At 71.5% G+C, this 20,104-nt stretch carries 14 protein-coding genes; 4 read left to right on the forward strand and 10 right to left on the reverse strand.

What is annotated here, in order from left to right:
- Positions 1-78 precede the first annotated feature (78 nt).
- Positions 79-1,719 carry an L-glutamate gamma-semialdehyde dehydrogenase gene (gene pruA, locus ACFVZH_RS18245; RefSeq protein ID WP_384898376.1) on the reverse strand — a complete coding sequence of 547 codons (1,641 nt, stop codon included), beginning with the start codon at positions 1,717-1,719 and terminating at the stop codon, positions 79-81.
- Between the two features lie 30 nt (positions 1,720-1,749).
- A complete protein-coding gene (locus tag ACFVZH_RS18250) occupies positions 1,750-2,676 on the reverse strand; it encodes a proline dehydrogenase family protein (RefSeq protein ID WP_384898377.1) in 927 nt (308 codons plus the stop codon).
- Positions 2,677-2,859: 183 nt separating this feature from the next.
- Between ACFVZH_RS18250 and ACFVZH_RS18255 the strand changes: the two genes are divergently transcribed.
- Positions 2,860-3,972, forward strand: a complete 1,113-nt coding sequence (locus ACFVZH_RS18255; RefSeq protein WP_384898378.1) for a PucR family transcriptional regulator — start codon at positions 2,860-2,862, stop codon at positions 3,970-3,972.
- Positions 3,973-4,008: 36 nt separating this feature from the next.
- Here the strand turns inward: ACFVZH_RS18255 and ACFVZH_RS18260 are convergent, their stop codons facing one another.
- Positions 4,009-7,026 (reverse strand): CHAT domain-containing protein, encoded by a 3,018-nt coding sequence (locus tag ACFVZH_RS18260; RefSeq protein WP_384898379.1) that lies wholly within the window; start codon positions 7,024-7,026, stop codon positions 4,009-4,011.
- A 96-nt stretch (positions 7,027-7,122) separates the two neighbouring features.
- Between ACFVZH_RS18260 and ACFVZH_RS18265 the strand changes: the two genes are divergently transcribed.
- Together ACFVZH_RS18265 and ACFVZH_RS18270 are read left to right on the forward strand one after the other, a co-directional pair.
- Entirely contained in the window at positions 7,123-7,473 is a 351-nt protein-coding gene (locus ACFVZH_RS18265) for a hypothetical protein (RefSeq protein WP_384898380.1), read from the forward strand.
- Positions 7,470-8,303, forward strand: a complete 834-nt coding sequence (locus ACFVZH_RS18270) for a hypothetical protein (protein ID WP_384898381.1) — start codon at positions 7,470-7,472, stop codon at positions 8,301-8,303. Before ACFVZH_RS18265 ends, ACFVZH_RS18270 begins: the two co-directional genes overlap by 4 nt.
- Before the next feature lie 13 nt (positions 8,304-8,316).
- Here ACFVZH_RS18270 and ACFVZH_RS18275 read toward each other — a convergent pair whose 3' ends face one another.
- The 7 genes from ACFVZH_RS18275 to ACFVZH_RS18305 form a co-directional block, all read right to left on the reverse strand.
- Complete coding sequence (locus ACFVZH_RS18275; protein ID WP_384898382.1) at positions 8,317-8,898, reverse strand: TetR/AcrR family transcriptional regulator; 582 nt, start codon at positions 8,896-8,898, stop codon at positions 8,317-8,319.
- A 78-nt stretch (positions 8,899-8,976) separates the two neighbouring features.
- Complete coding sequence (gene serA, locus ACFVZH_RS18280; protein ID WP_384898383.1) at positions 8,977-10,566, reverse strand: phosphoglycerate dehydrogenase; 1,590 nt, start codon at positions 10,564-10,566, stop codon at positions 8,977-8,979.
- Positions 10,567-10,803: 237 nt separating this feature from the next.
- Positions 10,804-11,805 carry a ketol-acid reductoisomerase gene (gene ilvC / locus ACFVZH_RS18285; protein ID WP_384898384.1) on the reverse strand — a complete coding sequence of 334 codons (1,002 nt, stop codon included), beginning with the start codon at positions 11,803-11,805 and terminating at the stop codon, positions 10,804-10,806.
- A 119-nt stretch (positions 11,806-11,924) separates the two neighbouring features.
- Positions 11,925-12,452, reverse strand: coding sequence for an acetolactate synthase small subunit (gene ilvN / locus ACFVZH_RS18290; RefSeq protein WP_030216183.1), 528 nt, complete (start codon positions 12,450-12,452; stop codon positions 11,925-11,927).
- A gap of 41 nt (positions 12,453-12,493) precedes the next feature.
- A complete protein-coding gene (locus ACFVZH_RS18295; protein ID WP_384898385.1) occupies positions 12,494-14,344 on the reverse strand; it encodes an acetolactate synthase large subunit in 1,851 nt (616 codons plus the stop codon).
- Positions 14,345-14,572: 228 nt separating this feature from the next.
- Positions 14,573-17,410, reverse strand: coding sequence for a putative bifunctional diguanylate cyclase/phosphodiesterase (locus ACFVZH_RS18300; protein WP_384898386.1), 2,838 nt, complete (start codon positions 17,408-17,410; stop codon positions 14,573-14,575).
- 553 nt (positions 17,411-17,963) lie between these two features.
- A complete protein-coding gene (locus ACFVZH_RS18305; protein ID WP_384898387.1) occupies positions 17,964-18,929 on the reverse strand; it encodes a 2-hydroxyacid dehydrogenase in 966 nt (321 codons plus the stop codon).
- Between the two features lie 75 nt (positions 18,930-19,004).
- On the opposite strand from ACFVZH_RS18305, the gene ACFVZH_RS18310 reads away from it, so the two are divergent.
- Positions 19,005-20,027 carry an aldo/keto reductase gene (locus tag ACFVZH_RS18310; RefSeq protein ID WP_384898388.1) on the forward strand — a complete coding sequence of 341 codons (1,023 nt, stop codon included), beginning with the start codon at positions 19,005-19,007 and terminating at the stop codon, positions 20,025-20,027.
- Positions 20,028-20,104 lie beyond the last annotated feature (77 nt).

Consider the following 20,104-nt stretch of genomic DNA (forward strand, 5'->3'; position numbering starts at 1 on the left):
GAGTTGGGGGAACCGAGGAGGGGGGCGGTGTCAGGGGGCCCTCAGGAGGCCGGGGGCCTCTGCGGGGGCGGGAGGGCGTCAGCCCATGTGCGGGTAGCCGTACTCGGTCGGCGGGACCAGCGTCTCCTTGATGGCGCGGGTCAGCGTCCAGCGCATCAGGTTCTGCGGCGCGCCGGCCTTGTCGTTCGTACCCGAGGCGCGGCCGCCGCCGAAGGGCTGCTGGCCGACGACGGCGCCGGTCGACTTGTCGTTGATGTAGAAGTTGCCCGCGGCGAAGCGGAGCTTCTCCATCGTGTACGCGGTGGCGGCGCGGTCACCGGAGATGACCGAGCCGGTGAGGGCGTAGTCCGAGACCGACTCCATCTGGGTCAGCATCTCGTCGTAGGCGTCGGCGGAGCTGTCGTCGTACACGTGGATCGCGAGGATCGGGCCGAAGTACTCGGCCTTGAAGACCTCGTTCTCCGGGTCGGTGCAGGCGATGACGGTCGGGCGGACGAAGTAGCCCACCGAGTCGTCGTAGGTGCCACCGGCGACGATCGTGCAGCTCGGGTCGGCCGCGGCACGGTCGATCGCCGCCTTGTTCTTGGCGAACGAACGCTCGTCGATGACGGCGCCGATGAAGTTCGACAGGTCGGTGACGTCACCCATGGTGATGCCGTCGACCTCGGCCGCGAACTCCTCCTTGAAACCGTCGTTCCAGATGGAGGCCGGGACGTACGCACGCGAGGACGCGGAGCACTTCTGGCCCTGGAACTCGAAGGAGCCGCGGGTCAGCGCGGTCTTCAGGATGGCGCGGTCGGCGCTGGGGTGGGCGACGACGAAGTCCTTGCCGCCGGTCTCGCCGACGATCCGCGGGTACGAGCGGTACTTCTCGATGTTGGTGCCGACCGTCTTCCACAGGTGCTGGAAGGTCCGGGTCGAGCCGGTGAAGTGGATGCCGGCCAGGTCGCGGTGGTTCAGGGCCACCTCGGAGACGGCGATGCCGTCGCCGGTCACCAGGTTGATGACGCCCTTCGGCAGGCCGGCCTCCTCCAGGAGCTCCATCAGGAGCACGGCGGAGTGGGTCTGCGTCGGGGACGGCTTCCAGACCACGACGTTGCCCATGAGGGCGGGGGCGGTGGGCAGGTTGCCCGCGATGGCCGTGAAGTTGAACGGCGTGATCGCGTAGACGAAGCCCTCCAGCGGGCGGTGGTCCAGACGGTTCCACACACCCGGGGAGTTGGCCGGCGGCTGCTCGGCCAGGATCTGGCGGGCGTACGCCACGTTGAAGCGCCAGAAGTCGACGAGCTCGCACGGGGTGTCGATCTCGGCCTGCTGGGCGGTCTTCGACTGGCCGAGCATGGTGGACGCGGCCAGCGTCTCGCGCCACGGGCCGGCCAGCAGCTCGGCGGCACGCAGGATGATCGCGGCACGGTCGTCGAAGGACATCGCGCGCCAGGCCGGCGCCGCGGCCAGGGCCGCGTCGATCGCGTCCTGGGCGTCCTGCTCGGTGGCGCCGCGGAAGGTGCCGATGACGGCCTGGTGGTTGTGCGGCTGGACGACCTTGAACTCCTCGCCGCCGCCGAGACGCTTCACGCCGCCGATGGTCATCGGCAGCTCGCGCGGGTTCTCGGCCAGCTCCTTGAGCTTGGTCTCCAGACGGGAGCGCTCGGCGGAGCCGGGGGCGTAGCTGTGCACCGGCTCGTTGACCGGAGCGGGGACCTGGGTGACAGCGTCCATGAGTCTCGATACTCCTTGTGAGAGGTGGGCTCAGCCCTTGGTGAGGATGGAGCGGACGAAGAAGAGCAGGTTGGCCGGCTTCTCCGCGAGGCGGCGCATGAAGTAGCCGTACCAGTCGGTGCCGTAGGCGGTGTACACGCGCATGCGGTGCCCCTCGGCGGCGAGCCGGTTCTGCTCCTCGGTGCGGATGCCGTACAGCATCTGGAACTCGTACTCGTCCAGCTTGCGCCCGGCGCGGCGGGCCAGCTCCTGGCCGACGGAGATCAGGCGCGGGTCGTGGGACCCGATCATCGGGTAGCCCTCGCCGTCCATCAGGATCTTCATGATCCGGACGTACGCCTTGTCGATCTCGGGCTTGTCCTGGATGGCGACGGAGGCGGGCTCCTTGTAGGCGCCCTTCACGATCCGGACGCGGGAGCCGTTGGCGGCCAGGCGGCGGGCGTCGTCCTCGGTGCGGAAGAGGTACGCCTGGATGACGCAGCCGGTCTGCGGGAAGGACTTCCGCAGCTCCTCGTGGATGGCGAACATCGAGTCGAGGGTGGTGTGGTCCTCGGCGTCCAGGGTGACCGTGGTGCCGATCTCGGCGGCGGCCTCGACGACCGGGCGGACGTTCGCGAGGGCCAGCTCGTGGCCGTTGTCCAGCGACTGCCCGAACATCGACAGCTTGACGGACATCTCGGCGCGGGCGCCCAGGCCCAGCTCCTTGAGGCGGCCGATGAGCTCCAGGTAGGCGTCCCGCGCGGCGTAGGACTGCTCGACGGTGGTGATGTCCTCACCGACGACGTCGAGGGTGACCTCCAGGCCGCGGTCGCTCAGCTCCCGGACGATCGGGACGACGTCGTCGACCGACTCACCGGCGATGAAGCGGGCGACGACCTGCTTGGTCCCGGGGGCGGCCGACACGAAACGGCGCATCTTGTCGCTGCGCGACGCGGCGAGGATCACGGGACCCAGCACGGGGCACCTCCAGAGGGGCATGAGGAGAACGGGGCCGTACACGGACGAAAGGAACGAACCGGGAACAGCACGGAGAACCACCGTGAAACCTATGGATCGCTCCGATCCTCTGCCATCGACAGCTGTCACGCATCCGTGCGCGGCATCTCATACACATGTCTGAAGAGGTGCGAGAATGGCGCCGTGAAGGGTGACTACCAGGAACTGGTCGACGAGATCTCCGCGCTGCTTGCCACCCCGGCGACGCTGGAGAACCGCGATTTCGGGCTGATCGCCTTCGGCGCGCACGACAGCGACGACGACACCGCGATGGACCCCGTCCGGACCCGCTCGATCCTGACCCGGAAGTCCACCCCGGCGGTCCGCGCCTGGTTCGAGGGCTTCGGCATCACCCGCGCCACCGGCCCGGTCCGCATCCCGGCCGCCCCGGACGCGGGCGTGTTCCGGGACCGCATCTGCCTGCCGGTACGCCACCGGGGGGTCGTCCTCGGGTACGTCTGGCTGCTCGACGCGGAGCCGGGCCCCTCACCCGAACAGCTGACCGCCGCCATGGACGTCGCCGCCCGCGTCGGCGACCTCCTCGCCGACGAGGAGCGCGCGGACGCCGACCTCTCCCGCGAGTTCGTCGCGGTGCTCACCGCCGGGCGCGGCTGGCAGAGCGACATGGCCGTCGCGGCCCTCCGGGCGGCCCTCGGCCCCAGCGCGGACGGGCTGCACACCGTCGTCTGCGTGACCCCCTGGCAGGGTGAGGCCCCCTCCATCCGCACGGTGCCCGGCGCGGCGGCGGTCGCCACGCTCCCCGAGGCCGAGGCCCTCGCCGTCCTCGTACGGCTGCGCACGGCCGAGGACCTCTCCCCCGCCCACACCGCCGCGGACCGGCTGCGCGCCGCCGCGCCGGCCGGCATCGCGAACCCCCGCCGGGGCCTCACGGAGCTCCCGGCGGCCTGGCGCGAGGCGAACACGGCGGCCCGCGCCGCCTCGGCGCAGCCGACGCTCGGCCCGGTCGCGGAGTGGTCCGGGATCGGCCCGTACCGCCTGCTCGCGGCGCTCTACCACCCCGAGATCGACCCCGTCGTCGCGCCGCTGCTCGCCCCCGCCCACGCCGAACTGGCCCGCACCGCCGAGGTGTTCCTCGACAACGCGGGCCAGGCGGGCCGCACGGCGGCGGCCCTGGGCATCCACCGGCAGACGCTCTACTACCGGCTGTCCCGGGTCGAACAGCTCACGGGCCTGGACCTGGACGACGGCGAGGACCGCCTCCTGCTCCACATGTCCCTGAAGTCGGCCCGGCTCTGACCGGCCCGCCCCTGCCGGGCCCCGTCGTCCCGTCGGTCAGGGGCCCACGTGGACGTAGGCCCCCCAGCTCACCACGGCGTTCGGATGTCGTGTCCGCACCTCGTGCAGCGCCCCGTGCAGGGCGGCCGCCGGGTCGGGGGCGCTCTGCCGGGACAGCCGGGCGTGGACGAGGTCCGCGACCTTCGGGGCGAGGACGTCGTCGATCGACCACTGCGTGCCGACGACGTCCCGGAAGCCCGCCAGCTGGACGGCGGCGGCGAAGCTGATCGCCTCGTCCGCCAGGACGAACCCGCCTCGCGAGGTCTCGCAGGCGGAGAGATACGCGAACTCCGCCCGCGGCAGCCGGAGGTTCACGACGTCCCGCAGGGTCAGGGGACCGTCGTGCAGGATGAGCGCGCCCCGGGAGGGCTGTGCGACGTCCTGCGTGCCGTGGCAGGCGAAATGAGCCCAGGAGCAGCGGGCGAGCGCCTCCAGCACCGTCGGCGCGGTCGCGGCGGGACCGGTGAGGAGCCGGGCGTCCGGGTGGCGCCGGCGCAGGTCCCGTGCCTCGTCCTCGGCGGCCGGGAGGTCCCGGAAGTCGGGGGTGGCGGGCATGGACACGATGAGGCCCCGGGGGCCGGGTCCGGCGGGCGGGCGGGGCCGGCCGCGGGTGTGGAGCAGGGCCCGCAGCGTCGGGGTGTACGAGGAGACGACCCGGTCGAGGACCGTGGCGCCGCCGGGCCCGTGACGCCCGGCCGCGTGCAGCGGCAGCTGCGAGAAGATCCCGGTGGGGCACCACCACAGACGGGGCCCCTCTCCGTCCGGACCGACCGGCTCCGTACGGCCCAGTGCGTCGAGCACCGGCCCGGCCACGGCGTCCCACAGCCAGGCCAGGGTCTCCCGGACCGTCCTGCGTGCCCTGACCGGCGAATGGCCGGGGTCGAGGGCCACGGCGAGAACCACGGCCCGTGCCCCCAGTTCCTCGGCGCTCGTTTCGAGGTCGAGCACCTCCACCCCGGCCTCGGTGAGGAGGAGGACCGAGCAGCCGTACGGGCTCACGACGGGAAGCACCACGGGGCCGCCCGCCGCCGCGGCGCGCAGGGTCGCGAAGGACGGCGGCCGCAGGAAGCCTTCGAGGCCGCGCACGGCACGGATCTCCGTGAGGACCTTCTCTCGCTGCCGGGCCAGGTCGACCCGTCTCTCGTCGGCCTGCCGGTGGTCCCGCCGGTCGTCCCGTAGCGCCGCGCCGGACGGACGGCCGGGCAGGCGCTCCAACTCGCCGAGGACCTGTGCGAGCCGGTCGGCGAGTTCCGACGCCCGGGCGCGCAGCTGCCAGTGGTCGGTGCGGGTCTCCAGGGCCTGGGCGAGCAGGATGCCGCGGCCCTGTTCGAGCAGTTCCACCGCGCGCTCCGGCTGTCCGGCCCGTACGGCGCAGGTCGCCGCGTTCGCGGCCAGGCCGGGGAACTGGGCGATGAGGCGTTCGCGGTCGGCCCGCTCCAGGCCGGGCCAGGCCGTCAGTTCGAGCTGCTCCAGGGCGAGGGCGTAGCAGCCGGTGGCGGCGGCGAAGTCCTGGGCCTCGGCGAGGACGTCCCCCGCCGCCGAGGCCGCCCGTGCCCGGGTCCGGGCCGGCGCGGAGAGGACGGCGGCCGCTGCGCACAGTGCCCGGACGGCGCCTTCACGGTCGGCGGGGTCCTCTCCGGTCCTGAACCGGTCCCGCAGCAGGAACCCCAGATCGGTCAGGATCTCCGTGCGCTCCGGATGCCTCGGGGGAAGCAGCGTGTCGGCCTCGCGGAGCGCCGTCACGGCCGTTTCGAGCAGCCCACCGGCGTCCGGGAAGCGATCGGTGACGGCCTTCAGGGAGCGGGCGAACCCTCTCAGCATCATCGGCCGGCGGTAGAACCCGGCCGCGCTGGCCTCGACCGCCGACACGCCCGCCTCGGCGGCGGCGACCAGGTCGAGCGGTTCGTCCGTCAGCCGGTACCGGCTCTCGTACGCGGAGTTCAGGGTGTTCAGGCAACCGGGCCGGTCGGGGTGACCGTCGGGGAGCAGGGACAGGGCGTCGTCGAGCATGCCGATCGCCAGGTCGTACCGGTCGGCTTCCGCCGTGATCTCGCCGGGGTGGCTCAGGATGAGGCCCGCCAGGTTCACCAGGCGGCTCGGCAGATCGGGATGGTCACGAGGAGTGTCGCCCACCGCCTCGAACTGCGCCTGCAGCGCCTCGGTGGCCGCGTCGAAGCGGCCGGTGGCCTCGTACCGCGCGGTCAGGGCGGCGGTGAGATTGGTCAGGACGGCGGCGCGCAGCGGCTCGTCGCCGGGGGCTTCGTACGCCCCCTCGCGCAGGATGCGGACCGCTTCGTCGAGCAGGTCGAGGTCGCCGTTGCGCTGGAACATCCGGATCGCGATGTGCCCGAGACCCGAACAGAACTTCAGGCGGCACGGGTCACCCTCCGGAATCATCTCTTCCGCCATGCGTGTGACGACGAGGGCGCGCTCCAGGTCGTCGTCCTCACCCACGAACTCGTATCTCCGGGTGAGGATGTTCCCGAGCGTGACGAGGGCCTCCGCCTTCACCACGTCCTCCTGCGGGCTCGCCCGCGCCACGAGCAGGCACAGCTCGGCGGCGTCGTCGAGGAGCCTCGGATCCCCCGTCGCCTCCGCCTCCTTGAGCCGGTTGACGCCGAGCTGCGTGTACGTCGCCAGGGGGGTCGCGGACGTCAGCTCGACGACGGGGTCCGCGCTCTGCACGTAGACGTTCATCACGACCTCGGGGACGAGGTGCGGCGCCACCTGGCACACCACCTTGTAGAGGAACGTGGCGCGCCTCGCGTCCTCCCGCTGGATCTCCTCCTCGACGTACTCGCAGCGGTGCCAGTGGAAGCCCGCCACGAGGAGAGCGACGTTGAACATCCGCGCGCCCTCGGCCACATCGGATTCCGGGGCGTACCAGTCGATCGCGTGGTACAGCCGGTCCGCCAGCCGCTGGGCCTCCGGTTCCCACAGCAGAGCCGGATCGCAGGTGGAGTAGAAGGCGGCGAGCCGCTGCTCCATCTCCAGGGCGAGATCCCTGATGTTCACGGCACCCCCGACTTCCCATGGACCGAACCGAATCCATGACGCTCCCGAATGAACGATGAGACTATTCCGTGAAGGTCGGGTAAGGGGGAGGAATACGTGGAAAACACCGCCGAGGACGCTCGCGAACTGACACAGTTCTGCACTGACCTGCCGGAGACGCGCGCAGAGGCGAGCGGGATGGGCCGCTCGGCCGAACTGGAGCGGCTCCTGGTCGAGTTGAGAGCGGGAACCCGCCCGGCGGTCGCCGTACTGGAATCGGTCCGCGTGCTTCTGGACATGCCGGCGCGGCCACGGGGGTACGCCCCCTTCCCGGGCCAGGAGTCCACGCCGCCACCGGCCGGCTCCTACGCCTGCCCGGGCAGGCGGTGCTCGCGTACACAGGACCGCACGCCGGGCAGCCCGCTTCCCGAGTGCCCCGTGTTCGACGAGCCGTTCGCCTTCGGATGAACACCCTCCTGTCCGCGCTGGGCAAGAGCCTCGCGGAACGCTGGGTGCAGCTGCTGGCCCTGCCGGGCGCGCTGTTCACCGCACTCGCCGCGACGGCGTCCGTACTCGGCCACCGGCACGCCCTCGACTGGCGGCGGCTGAGCCGGGCCGCCGAGGACCTGGTGGCCCGCTACGACCAGCGTCCCGTGTCGGCCCTGCTCCTCACGGTGGTACTCCTGCTGGTCGGGGCGGCGGTCGGACTGCTGGCGCGCGGGCTCGGCTCCGCGGTCGAGGATGTCTGGCTGACGTCCGGCCCGCGGTGGCTGGTCGGCGGGCTCGTCCGACGACGCCAGGAGCGGTGGAACAGCGCGAACACCGGCGGCGCCTCCCAGGTCGCGACCCGTAACGCCGTCGCGCTCGCCGAGCCGGCCAGGCCCACGTGGATCGGCGACCGGCTGCGCGCCGTGGGAGTCCGCGTCCAGGGCCAGTACGGGCTCGACTTCACGTTCACCTGGCCCCGGTTGTGGGTCCTGCTGCCGGAACTCTGCCGGGGCGACCTGATCGCGGCGCGGGGGGCGCTGGCGAGTGCCGCGACACTGAGCGGCTGGGGCCTGCTCTACCTGTGCCTGGGTGCCCTGTGGTGGCCGGCGGCCCTGGCCGGCGTCGCCCTGCTGCTGCTCGGCCGGCGGCGCGGCCGCGACGCCGCGGGCGACCTGGCGGACCTCGCGGAGTCGGCGGTCGACCTGTACGCCGTCGACCTGGCCAGGGCCCTGGGAGAGGACCCGCGGTCGGGCCAGGTCCCCCCGGCCATGGGCCGGCGGCTCAGCGAACGCTTCCGCAAGGGGATGTGAGCCCGGCGACGGGTCAGCCCCGCTCCCCCATCAGGACCCTGAGCCCCTCGGTGAGGTCGTCGGCGCTCGGCGCGGTGTCCGGGTCGACCATCCACTGGATCATCACGCCGGTCGCCAGCGCCTGGCAGAGCAGCCCGGCGACCCGGGCCTTCTCGGGGTCGGCCTCGGGGTCGATGCCGAGGAAGCCCTCGGCCATCCCGAGCCGCCCCTCGCGCTGCGGCTCCTTGATGGCGTCGCGCAGCTTCTCGTCGTCGTCGAGCCGGGTGACGATCTCGGTCTGGAGCTTCCACACCGGCCGGCTCGCCTCGGCCGCGCCGATGACCTGCTCCCAGACCGCGTGGAAGCGCTGGTACGGGTCGGCGGGCAGCTCCCGCTTCTCCTCGCCGGAGCCCGCGGGGCCGACCTGCTCGCCCCACTCCTCGGTGAGCGTGAGGAATGCCTGCTGGAGCAGGGCGTCCTTGGAGCCGTAGTGGTAGCCGATGGAGGCGAGGTTGGTGCCGGACGCGGCGACGATGTCGCGTGCCGTGGTGCGCCCGTACCCCTTCTCCAGGAGGCAGCGCTTGGCGCCTTCGAGGAGGTCTTCCTTGTGTCCCATGACAGCACTGTACCCGGTCGATAGACAATCGTGTAAGACGAGCGTCTATCGACCGGGTACGGACTACGGGGTCGTGCGTCAGATCAGGTTGACGGAACGGGCCGAGGTGGCACCGATCTCCTCCGCGATCTCCGCGAGCACCGGCGCCGGCAGCGTGTCGTCCACGGTGAGCACGACGAGCGCCTCGCCGCCCTCCTCCACACGCGAGACCTGCATGCCCGCGATGTTCAGACCGGCCTCGCCGAGGATCCGGCCGACGGTGCCGACGACACCCGGACGGTCCTCGTAGCGCAGCACGACCATGTGGTCGGCGAGCGCCAGGTCCACGTCGTAGTCGCCGACCGCGACGATCTTCTGGAGGTGCTTGGGGCCGGCCAGCGTGCCGGAGACCGCGACCTCCTCGCCGCTGGACAGCGTGCCCCGGACGGTGACCACGTTGCGGTGGTCGGGCGACTCGGAGCTCGTCGTCAGCCGGACCTCGACACCGCGCTCCTGCGCGAACAGCGGGGCGTTGACATACGACACGGTCTCGTCGACCACGTCCTCGAACACGCCCTTGAGCGCGGAGAGTTCGAGCACCTTCACGTCGTGCTGGGTGATCTCGCCGTACACCTCGACGTCGAGACGGGCCGCGACCTCGCCCGCGAGCGCGGTGAAGATCCGGCCGAGCTTCTCGGCCAGCGGCAGACCCGGCTTCACGTCCTCGGCGATGACACCGCCCTGGACGTTGACCGCGTCCGGGACCAGCTCGCCGGCGAGCGCCAGGCGCACCGAGCGGGCGACCGCGATACCGGCCTTCTCCTGGGCCTCGTCCGTGGAGGCGCCGAGGTGCGGGGTGCAGACGACCTGGTCGAGCTCGAACAGCGGGGAGTCCGTGCAGGGCTCCTTCGCGTAGACGTCGAGGCCCGCGCCGGCGACCCGGCCCTCCTTGAGGGCGGTGAACAGCGCCGCCTCGTCCACGATCCCGCCGCGCGCGGCGTTGACGATCCGGACCGAGGGCTTGACCTTGTGCAGCGCCTCGTCGCCGATGAGACCGAGGGTCTCCGGGGTCTTCGGCAGGTGGACGGTGATGAAGTCCGCGACCTCCAGGAGCTCGTCCAGGGCCAGCAGCTTCACCCCCATCTGGGCGGCGCGGGCGGGCTGCACGTAGGGGTCGTACGCGACGATCTTCATGCCGAAGGCCGACATGCGCTGGGCGACCAGGACGCCGATGCGGCCGAGGCCGACGACACCGAGGGTCTTCTCGCTGAGCTCGACACCCGTGTACTTGTTGCGCTTCCACTCGCCGTTCTTCAGCGCGGTGTTGGCCTGCGGGATGTTGCGCGCGGTGGCGACGAGCAGACCGCACGCGAGCTCGGCGGCGGTGACGATGTTCGAGGTCGGGGCGTTGACGACCATGACGCCGGCCTTGGTGGCGGCGGAGACGTCGACGTTGTCCAGACCGACACCGGCACGGGCGACGACCCGGAGCTTCTTCGCGGCGGCGAGGGCCTCGGCGTCGACCTTGGTCGCGGAACGGACCAGGATCGCGTCCACGTCGGCGATGGCGGGGATCAGCTCGGCACGGTCGGCACCGTTGCAGTGCCGGATCTCGAAGTCCGGGCCCAGCGCGTCGACGGTGGCGGGCGACAGCTCTTCAGCGATGAGTACGACAGGTTTCGAGCTCACGTGAGTCCTCACAGGTCCAGTGCGGACGGCCGTCCCGACGGCCGCAGGCGGTGGAGGGGGCTTGCCGCGTGAAAGCGCACGACGCTGTGGGCCTGACGCGTATGTTGTTGAGCAGTGTAGTGGTGCGTCGGCGCACTTCATGCGCCTCGTTGGAAGGATCACCCGTCCGTGGTTGGACGAGGTGTCCAACGATGCGGGAAGGGGCCGGACATGCCGTCCGGCCCCCGCCCCAGAGGCTTACGCCTCCTCGTCGTTCACCCAGCTCATGAGCTTCCGCAGCTCCTTGCCGGTGGTCTCCAGGAGGTGGTTCTCGTCCTGGGTCTTGTACTCGTTGTACTTCTTCAGACCGCCGTGGTACTCGGCCATCCACTCCTTGGCGAAGGTGCCGTCCTGGATCTCCGCGAGGACCTTCTTCATCTCGGCCTTGGTGGCGTCCGTGATGATCCGCGGGCCGGTGACGTAGTCGCCCCACTCGGCGGTCTCGGAGACCGACCAGCGCATCTTCTCCAGGCCGCCCTCGTACATGAGGTCGACGATGAGCTTCAGCTCGTGGAGGCACTCGAAGTAGGCGATCTCCGGCTGGTAGCCGGCCTCGGTCAGGGTCTCGAAGCCCGCCTTGACCAGCGCCGCGGTGCCACCGCAGAGGACGGCCTGCTCACCGAACAGGTCGGTCTCGGTCTCCTCCTTGAAGGTCGTCTTGATGACGCCCGCACGGGTACCGCCGATGCCCTTGGCGTACGAGAGCGCCAGCGCGAAGGCGTTGCCGGTCGCGTCCTGCTCGACGGCGGCGATGCACGGAACGCCGCGGCCCTCCTCGTACTGACGGCGGACCAGGTGACCCGGGCCCTTCGGGGCGACCAGGGCGACGTCGATGCCTTCGGGGACCTCGATGAAGCCGTAGCGGACGTTGAGGCCGTGACCGAAGAAGAGCGCGTCGCCCGCCTTCAGGTTGTCCTTGATGGACTCCTCGTAGACCTTGGCCTGGATCGGGTCCGGGGTCAGGATCATGATGAGGTCGGCCTCGGCCGCGGCCTCGGCGACGGAGACGACGCGCAGGCCCTGCTCCTCGGCCTTGGCCTTGGACTTCGAGCCCTCCTGGAGACCGACGCGGACGTCGACACCGGAGTCACGGAGCGACAGCGCGTGGGCGTGCCCCTGGCTGCCGTAGCCGATCACCGCGACCTTGCGGCCCTGGATGATGGACAGGTCTGCGTCGGCGTCGTAGAACAGCTCGGCCACTGGGAATCTCCTTGAGGTGCTGGTGTTGCGTCCCACCGTACGGCGGGGAGCGGAAGGAAGGTTTTCGGGTCTCGTCAGTCGGACCGCCGGATGGACCGGCGGTCGACCTCCGATGACTCTCAGGCGCTGCGGTCGAGGGCCCGCAGGGACCGGTCCGTGATGGACCGGGAACCACGCCCTATGGCGATCGTGCCGGACTGCACGAGCTCCTTGACGCCGAACTGCTCCAGCATCTTGAGCATCGCGTCGAGCTTGTCACTCGAACCGGTGGCCTCGATGGTGACCGCCTCGGGCGAGACGTCCACGGTCTTGGCGCGGAACAGCTGCACGATCTCGACGATCTGGGAGCGGGTCTCGTTGTCGGCGCGGACCTTCACCAGGACGAGCTCGCGCTGGATCGCAGCGCTGGGCTCGAGTTCGACGATCTTCAGGACGTTGACCAGCTTGTTGAGCTGCTTGGTCACCTGCTCCAGGGGCAGGTCCTCGACATTGACCACGATGGTGATGCGGGAGATGTCGGGGTGCTCGGTGATGCCGACGGCGAGGGAGTCGATGTTGAAGCCGCGACGGGAGAACAGGGCGGCGATCCGGGCGAGGATGCCGGGCGTGTTCTCGACGAGAACGGAGAGCGTGTGCTTGGTGGACATGGTGTGGGTCTCTTCCTTTTCGCTCTGCTTCGTTCCGCGCTTCAGTCGTCTTCGCCGTCGCCGAAGTCGGGGCGGACGCCCCGTGCGGCCATGACCTCGTCGTTCGAGGTGCCGGCGGCGACCATCGGCCACACCTGGGCGTCCTCGTGGACGATGAAGTCGATCACGACCGGGCGGTCGTTGATGGCGTTGGCCTCGGCGATGACCTTGTCCAGGTCGGCCGGGTCCTCACAGCGCAGGGCGACACAGCCCATGGCCTCGGAGAGCTTGACGAAGTCGGGGACGCGGGTGCCCTTGTTCGCCTGGACGTCGTCCGGGCCGGAGTGCAGGACGGTGTTGGAGTAGCGCTGGTTGTAGAAGAGCGTCTGCCACTGGCGGACCATCCCCAGGGCGCCGTTGTTGATGATGGCGACCTTGATCGGGATGTTGTTCAGGGCGCAGGTGGTGAGCTCCTGGTTGGTCATCTGGAAGCAGCCGTCGCCGTCGACCGCCCAGACGGTGCGGTCCGGCATGCCGGCCTTGGCGCCCATGGCGGCGGGGACCGCGTACCCCATCGTCCCGGCACCGCCGGAGTTCAGCCAGGTGGCCGGCTTCTCGTAGTCGATGAAGTGGGCGGCCCACATCTGGTGCTGGCCGACGCCCGCCGCGAAGATCGTGCCCTCGGGGGCGAGCCGGCCGATGCGCTGGATGACCTGCTGCGGCGAGAGGCTGCCGTCCTCCGGCAGGTCGTAGCCGAGCGGGTAGGTCTCGCGCCAGCGGTTCAGGTCGCTCCACCAGGCGGCGTAGTCGCCCTTGTTGCCCTCGCTGTGCTCGGCCTGGACGGCCTGGACCAGGTCGGCGATGACCTCGCGGGCGTCACCGACGATCGGGACGTCGGCGGCGCGGTTCTTGCCGATCTCGGCCGGGTCGATGTCCGCGTGGACGATCTTGGCGAACGGCGCGAAGCTGTCCAGCTTGCCGGTGACGCGGTCGTCGAAGCGGGCGCCCAGGGCGACGATCAGGTCGGCCTTCTGCAGCGCGGTGACGGCGGTGACCGCACCGTGCATGCCCGGCATGCCGACGTGCAGCGGGTGGCTGTCGGGGAAGGAGCCGAGGGCCATCAGGGTGGTGGTGACCGGGGCGCCGGTGAGCTCGGCGAGGATCTTCAGCTCGGCCGTGGCGCCGGCCTTGATGACACCGCCGCCGACGTACAGCACGGGGCGCTTGGCCGCGGAGATGAGCTTGGCCGCCTCGCGGATCTGCTTGGCGTGCGGCTTGGTCACCGGGCGGTAGCCGGGCAGGTCGGTCTGCGGCGGCCAGCTGAAGGTGGTCTTGGCCTGGAGGGCGTCCTTGGCGATGTCGACCAGGACCGGGCCGGGGCGGCCGGTGGCGGCGATGTGGAACGCCTCGGCGATCGTCCGCGGGATGTCCTCGGCCTTGGTGACGAGGAAGTTGTGCTTGGTGATCGGCATCGTGATGCCGCAGATGTCCGCCTCCTGGAAGGCGTCCGTGCCGATCGCCTTCGAGGCGACCTGGCCGGTGATCGCGACGAGCGGGACCGAGTCCATGTGCGCGTCGGCGATCGGGGTGACCAGATTGGTCGCACCGGGACCCGAGGTCGCCATGCAGACGCCGACCTTGCCGGTCGCCTGGGCGTACCCGGTGGCCGCGTGGCCCGCGCCCTGCTCGTGACGGACCAGGATGTGGCGCACCCGCTTGGAGTCCATCATCGGGTCGTAGGCCGGGAGGATCGCACCGCCGGGAATACCGAAGACGGTGTCGGCGCCCACTTCCTCGAGAGAACGGATGAGGGACTGCGCGCCCGTGACGTGCTCGACGGTGGTGGCGGGCTGCGCGCCGCCACGCGGCCGCGGCTGCGGATGGTGCCCGGTGGCCTGGTCGGTCATCAGCATCTCTTCTCGAAGCAGAGGGTTTTTGCGAGGTGTTTTGCGAGGGTTTGCGTCGATTTTGGGGTGAGCCAGTGCAACAAAAAACCCCTCGTGCCGTGAGGCAAGCGAGGGGAGCGCGTCGGGTGCGTTCTAAGCCGGGCCTACTGTGGCCCCGCTTCAGCCGACGCGCTTTCCAAGTACGAGAATTCGGGTGCGCATGGCACTGACCCTCCCTCTCAGCCCTCGCCACTGTCAAGTGGGTGGGATGGGCGTCTCAGTATGTGAGCCGATCGAGGGACGGTTTCCGGCCGGTACGGGGACCCCGCCGGGCAGCGGATAGTCGTCCCGTACCAGTGCCCTGCGCAGCCGGTACTCGTCGAGCGCGCCCGAGAAGGCCATGCCCTGGGCGTGGCTGCATCCCATCGCCCGCAGGGCGACGACCTGCTCCGGTACGTCGACGCCGTCGGCGACGGTCTGCATCCCCAGCTCGCCGGCGATACGGAGCACCCCACGCGTGATCTTGCGGAGTCGGGGCGACTCGACGACGCCCTCGACGAGCCCCCGGTCCAGCTTCAGTATGTCGACCGGAAGCCGCCGGAGGGCGTTGATCGCCACATGTCCGCCGCCGAATCCGTCGAGTGCGATCCGCACCCCGAGACGGCGCAGGGTCACCAGCCGCTGTTCGAGCTCGTCGAGCGTGGTCATGGCGTCGCTGTCGGCGAGTTCGATGATCAGCGAACCGGACGGCAGGCCGTGCCGGGTGAGCAGGGACTCGACCGATCCGAGCGGCAGCGAGCGGTCGAGGAGACAACCGGCGGAGAGCCGGATGGAGACCGGGGCACGGTGGCCGATTCCCGCCCGCTCGGCGGCCTGCTCCACCGCCTCCTCCAGGAGCCAGCGGCCGAGCTCCGCGGTGCGCTCCCCGTCGTCGGCGACCCGGAGGTACTCGGCCGGGGTGAAGAGGATGCCCTGGGCCGAGCGCCAGCGCGCCTGGGCGCTGACGGCGGAGATCCGGCCGGTGGCGAGGTCGACGACCGGCTGGTGGAGCAGGGCGAACTCGCCGTCGTGGAGGGCGGTGCGCAGCCGGGCGGCCAGCTCCGAGCGCCGCACGACCTCGGCCTGCATCTGGGGCGCGTAGAGCTCGACGCGGTCCTTGCCGGCGGCCTTGGCGCGGTACATGGCGAGGTCGGCGTTGCGCAGGAGGTCGCCGGCCTCGATGTCGTGCTCGGCGAAGGCGACGCCGATGGAGGCGGCGACCCGCACCTCGTTGCCGCCGTCGACGCGGTACGGCTGGGAGAGCGTGAGCCGGAGCCGGTCGGCGATCTCCTGGACCTGGTTCTCGCGGGCCGCCCGGTCGCGGCCGCCGTCGCCGATGATGAGGGCGGCGAACTCGTCGCCGCCGAGCCGGGCGGCCGTGTCCCCGGCCCGGACGGAGTCGTGCAGGCGGCGGGCGGCCTGGACGAGGAGGTCGTCGCCCGCCTGGTGGCCGAGGCGGTCGTTGACCGCCTTGAAGCCGTCGAGGTCGATGAAGAGCACGGCGGTGCCGGGGTCGGAGGCGCGGCGGCCGTGGAGTGCCTGGCGGACCCGCCGGGTGAACAGCGCCCGGTTGGGCAGGTCGGTGAGCGGGTCGTGCTCGGCGTTGTGCTGCAACTGGGCCTGGAGTCGGACGCGTTCGGTCACGTCACGGCTGTTGAAGATGAGACCGCCCTGGTGCCTGTTGACGGTCGACTCCACGTGGAGCCAGTCGCCGCGGCCGGAGCGGAAGCGGCATTCGATCCGCGTGGTGGGCTCCTCGGCGGGCGTGACGGCGAGGAACCGCCGCACCTCGTGGACGACGGCGCCGAGGTCCTCGGGGTGGATGAGGGAGGCGAGCTCGGAGCCGATGAGCTCCTCGGCCTCACGGCCGTACACCCCGCTCGCGGCCGGACTCACGTAACGGAGTATCCCGGTCGGCGCGGCGATCATGATGACGTCGCTCGACCCCTGCACGAGTGACCTGAAGTGGTTCTCCTTCTGGGCCAGTTCGTGGGTGAGCGCGATGTTGTCGAGGAGCATGATGCCCTGCCGCACGACCAGGGCGAGCACCACCGTGCAGCCGGTCAGGACGACGACCTTGTCGACCCTGCGTCCCTCGACCACGTTGTACAGGATGCCGAGGGTGCAGACCGCGGCGGCGAGGTACGGGGTGAGGGCGGCCAGCGAACCGGCGACGGGGCGGCTGTGGAGCAGCGGGCCGCGGCCGGCGACCGCGCTGTCCGGTGGCCGCCGCACTCCCCAGGGCGCGTACGCCAGGAGCAGCGAGCCGGCGAACCAGCCGGCGTCGAGCAGCTGGCCCGAGGCGTAGTTCTCACGGAGCAGCGGCGAGGTGAACAGGGCGTCGCACAGCACGGTGAGGGCGAGCGCGGCGATGGCGGTGTTGGTCGCCGAGCGGTTCGCCTGCGAGCGCCGGAAGTGCAGGACCAGGACCATGCTGACGAGCACGATGTCGAGCAGCGGGTAGGCGAGGGACAGCGCGGCCTGGGCGACGGACTCGCCCTCGAAGTGGGCGGTACGGGCGAGGGCGAGGCTCCAGGAGAGCGTCAGCAGCGAGCCCCCGATGAGCCAGGCGTCGAGCCCGAGGCAGATCCAGCCGGCCCGGGTGACGGGCTTCTTGGCGAGGACGAGGAGGCCGACGATGGCGGGCGGCGCGAAGAGTAAGAAGAAGAGGTCGGCGATGGAGGAGTCCGGTACCTCCGCGCGGAGCACGACCTCGTACCAGCCCCACACCGCGTTGCCCGCGGAGGCCATGAAGGAGGAGAAGGCGAAGAGCAGCCAGGCGGGGCGGGCGCTGCCGCGGTGGGCGCGGCCGTAGAGGAAGCAGGAGACCGCGGCGGTGAGTGCGGCGGCGCTGAGTCCGAAGTCGCCCATGAAGAGCGCGAGCCGCGGGGAGCCCCAGCCGAGCGAGGCACCGGTCGTGTACCCGGCGCAGATCAGTCCCAGGGCGATCTGGGCGAGGACCGACCCGATCCACGGGCGCCCCCGGTCCGGGTGCCGGGAGTCGCCGCCACCGCCGACGGGGCGGCGGGTGAGGACCGCCCCGGGCGCGCTCACCGGAGCCTCCGGTGCCGCACCGCCGCACCCGGCCGCTTCATGCGGGCGCGCCTGCGGCTCGCCGGCGCTGCCGGGGGCGTGCCCGTCGCAGTCGCCGGGACCTGCGTCCGGCGGCGGGGCGGCGTGGCTCTCGGTGCCACCGCCTCCCGTGCCGTGTGTACCGGCTCCGGTGCGCGGTCCGGTGTGCGATCCGCTGTCGGACGGTCCGGCCGCGCGGGGCGCGCGGTGAGGCGCGGCCTGGTCCGGTACCGATCGTGCGAGGCCGGCGGCGAGGCGCGGAAGGCTTGCCGACGGCGGCGTCGCCGCGTCGGTTCGCCGGTCTTCCGGCCGTGCTTCACCCGTCGCCCCCCTCGGAATCTGATGACCCGTCACTTCGCTCCCCAGCGTCAGCCCGTACTCGACGCAGTCCCCCGATCCGGGACGATACACCAGGACCGTCACTCAGGGACAGGGTCGCAGTACTCTGCGTGACGACATCGGGGCTTGCGTGCGGCGCGTGTCGGGGGCGCACACCACCCGTCCGGCCCCGCCGGCCCGCCCGGGCCGGCCCCGTTCAGCCGGTGGTGAGGAGGACGTTGGCCAGCTCCTCGCCGGCCGCGAACCGCCGCAGCTGCCCTGCGATCAGGCGCTTCGCCCGCGGCATGAAGGCCGAGGTCGAACCTCCCACATGGGGACTGATCAGGACACCGGGAGCGTGCCACAACGGGTGCCCGGCCGGCAGCGGTTCCGGGTCGGTGACATCGAGTGCCGCCGTGATCCTGCCGCTCTCGACCTCCTTGAGCAGTGCGGCCGTGTCGACGACCGGCCCGCGGGCCACGTTCACCAGGAGCGCCCCGTCCTTCATCCGCGCCAGGAAACCGGCGTCGGCGAGGTGCCTGGTGGCGGGGGTGAGCGGGGTGGAGAGGACGACCACGTCCGCCTCCGGCAGCAGGGCGGGCAGCTCCGTCAGGGCGTGGACCGGGCCGCGCTCCGTGGTGCGCGCCGAGCGCGCGACGCGCGTCACCCGCGCGCACTCGAAGGGCGCGAGCCGGTCCTCGATGGCGGATCCGATCGAGCCGTACCCCACGATCAGGACGGACCTGTCGGCGAGGGCGGGGTAGAAGCCGGCCCGCCACTCCTCGGCGTCCTGGCCGCGCACGAACCCGGGGATGCCGCGCAGCGAGGCCAGGATCAGCGCGAGCGTCAGCTCGGCCGTGCTGGCCTCGTGGACGCCCTTCGCGTTGCACAGGGCGACGCCCGGCCGCAGCGAGCCGATGCCGGGGGTGACGTGGTCGATGCCCGCGGACAGGGTCTGCACGGCCCGGAGCGAGGTCATCGCGGCCAGCGGCCGGACGGCGATCTCGGACCCCTTCATGTACGGCACGACATAGAAGGCGCACCGCGCCGGATCGGCCGGGAACTCCGGTCCGCCGTCCCAGAAGCGGTAGTTCAGTCCCGACGCGCCCGGCGCGGGGAGTCCCTCGATCTCGTCCGCGGCAACCGGAAGCCACACGTCGGCGGCCGTGTCTTCGAATCTCATGACCGGGAGGCTATGCGAAGAATCCCGTTCGCCATTGGTTACTTTGGGGGACGGCACAGGGAGGGGTACCGGCAGGTGGAGCGCAGGACTATCGGGGCGACGGCGCTCGACGTGGGTGCGATCGGCCTGGGGTGCATGCCGATGAGCTGGGCGTACAGCCGTTCGGAACAGCGCGGGGACCGTTCGCTGCGGACCGTGCACGCGGCGCTCGACGCCGGGGTGAGCCTGCTCGACACCGCCGACATGTACGGACCGTTCACCAACGAGCTTCTGTTGGGGCGGGTGTTGAAGGAGCGTCGGGCGGACGCCTTCGTCTCGACGAAGTGCGGACTGCTCGTCGGCGACGGCGGCGAGCGGCGGCACGTGGTCGCCAACGGCAGGCCGGGGTACGTGCGTCGGGCCTGCGACGCCTCGCTGCGGCGGCTCCAGACCGATGTCATCGACCTCTACCAGCTGCACCGCGCCGACCCCGAGGTGCCGGTCGAGGAGACCTGGGGCGCCATGGCCGATCTGGTGTCGGCCGGCAAGGTGCGGGCGCTCGGGCTGTGCGCGGTCGGCGCCCGCTCGGCCCGCCGCGGCGCGGTCGGCGTCGGCCGTGACGGATACGAGGGAACGATCCGTCAACTGGAGCGGATCCAGCAGGTCTTCCCGGTGGCGGCGGTGGAGGCCGAGCTGTCGGTGTGGTCGCAGGAGGCGCTGGTGCGGCTGCTGCCGTGGTGTGCGGCGCGGGGCGTCGGCTTCCTGGCGGCGATGCCGCTGGGGAACGGCTTCCTGACCGGGACTCTGACGCCCGGCGGCGGCTTCGAGCCGGACGATCCGCGCGCCCGGCACCCCCGGTTCACCGCGGAGATGATGGCCGCGAACCAGCCGCTCGTGGCGGGGCTGCGGCGGGTCGCCGCGCGGCACGGGGCGGACGTCACCCCGGCGCAGGTGGCGCTGGCCTGGGTGCTGGGGCGCGGCTCGCACGTCGTGCCGGTGCCGGGGGCGAAGCGGGAGCGGTGGGTGGTGGAGAACGCGCGGGCGGCCGGGCTGCGGCTGACTCCGGAGGACCTGGCGGAGATCGCGGCGCTGCCGGCGCCCCGGGGCTCCTGGGACTGACGCGCCGCACTCGGATGCGAGGCGGTCGGGAACCCGATCGGGTCGAGCGGTGTATCAAGAGTGAAGGGATGCCGCTC

This window comes from Streptomyces sp. NPDC059534, assembly GCF_042743475.1.
Classification (GTDB): Bacteria; Actinomycetota; Actinomycetes; order Streptomycetales; family Streptomycetaceae; genus Streptomyces.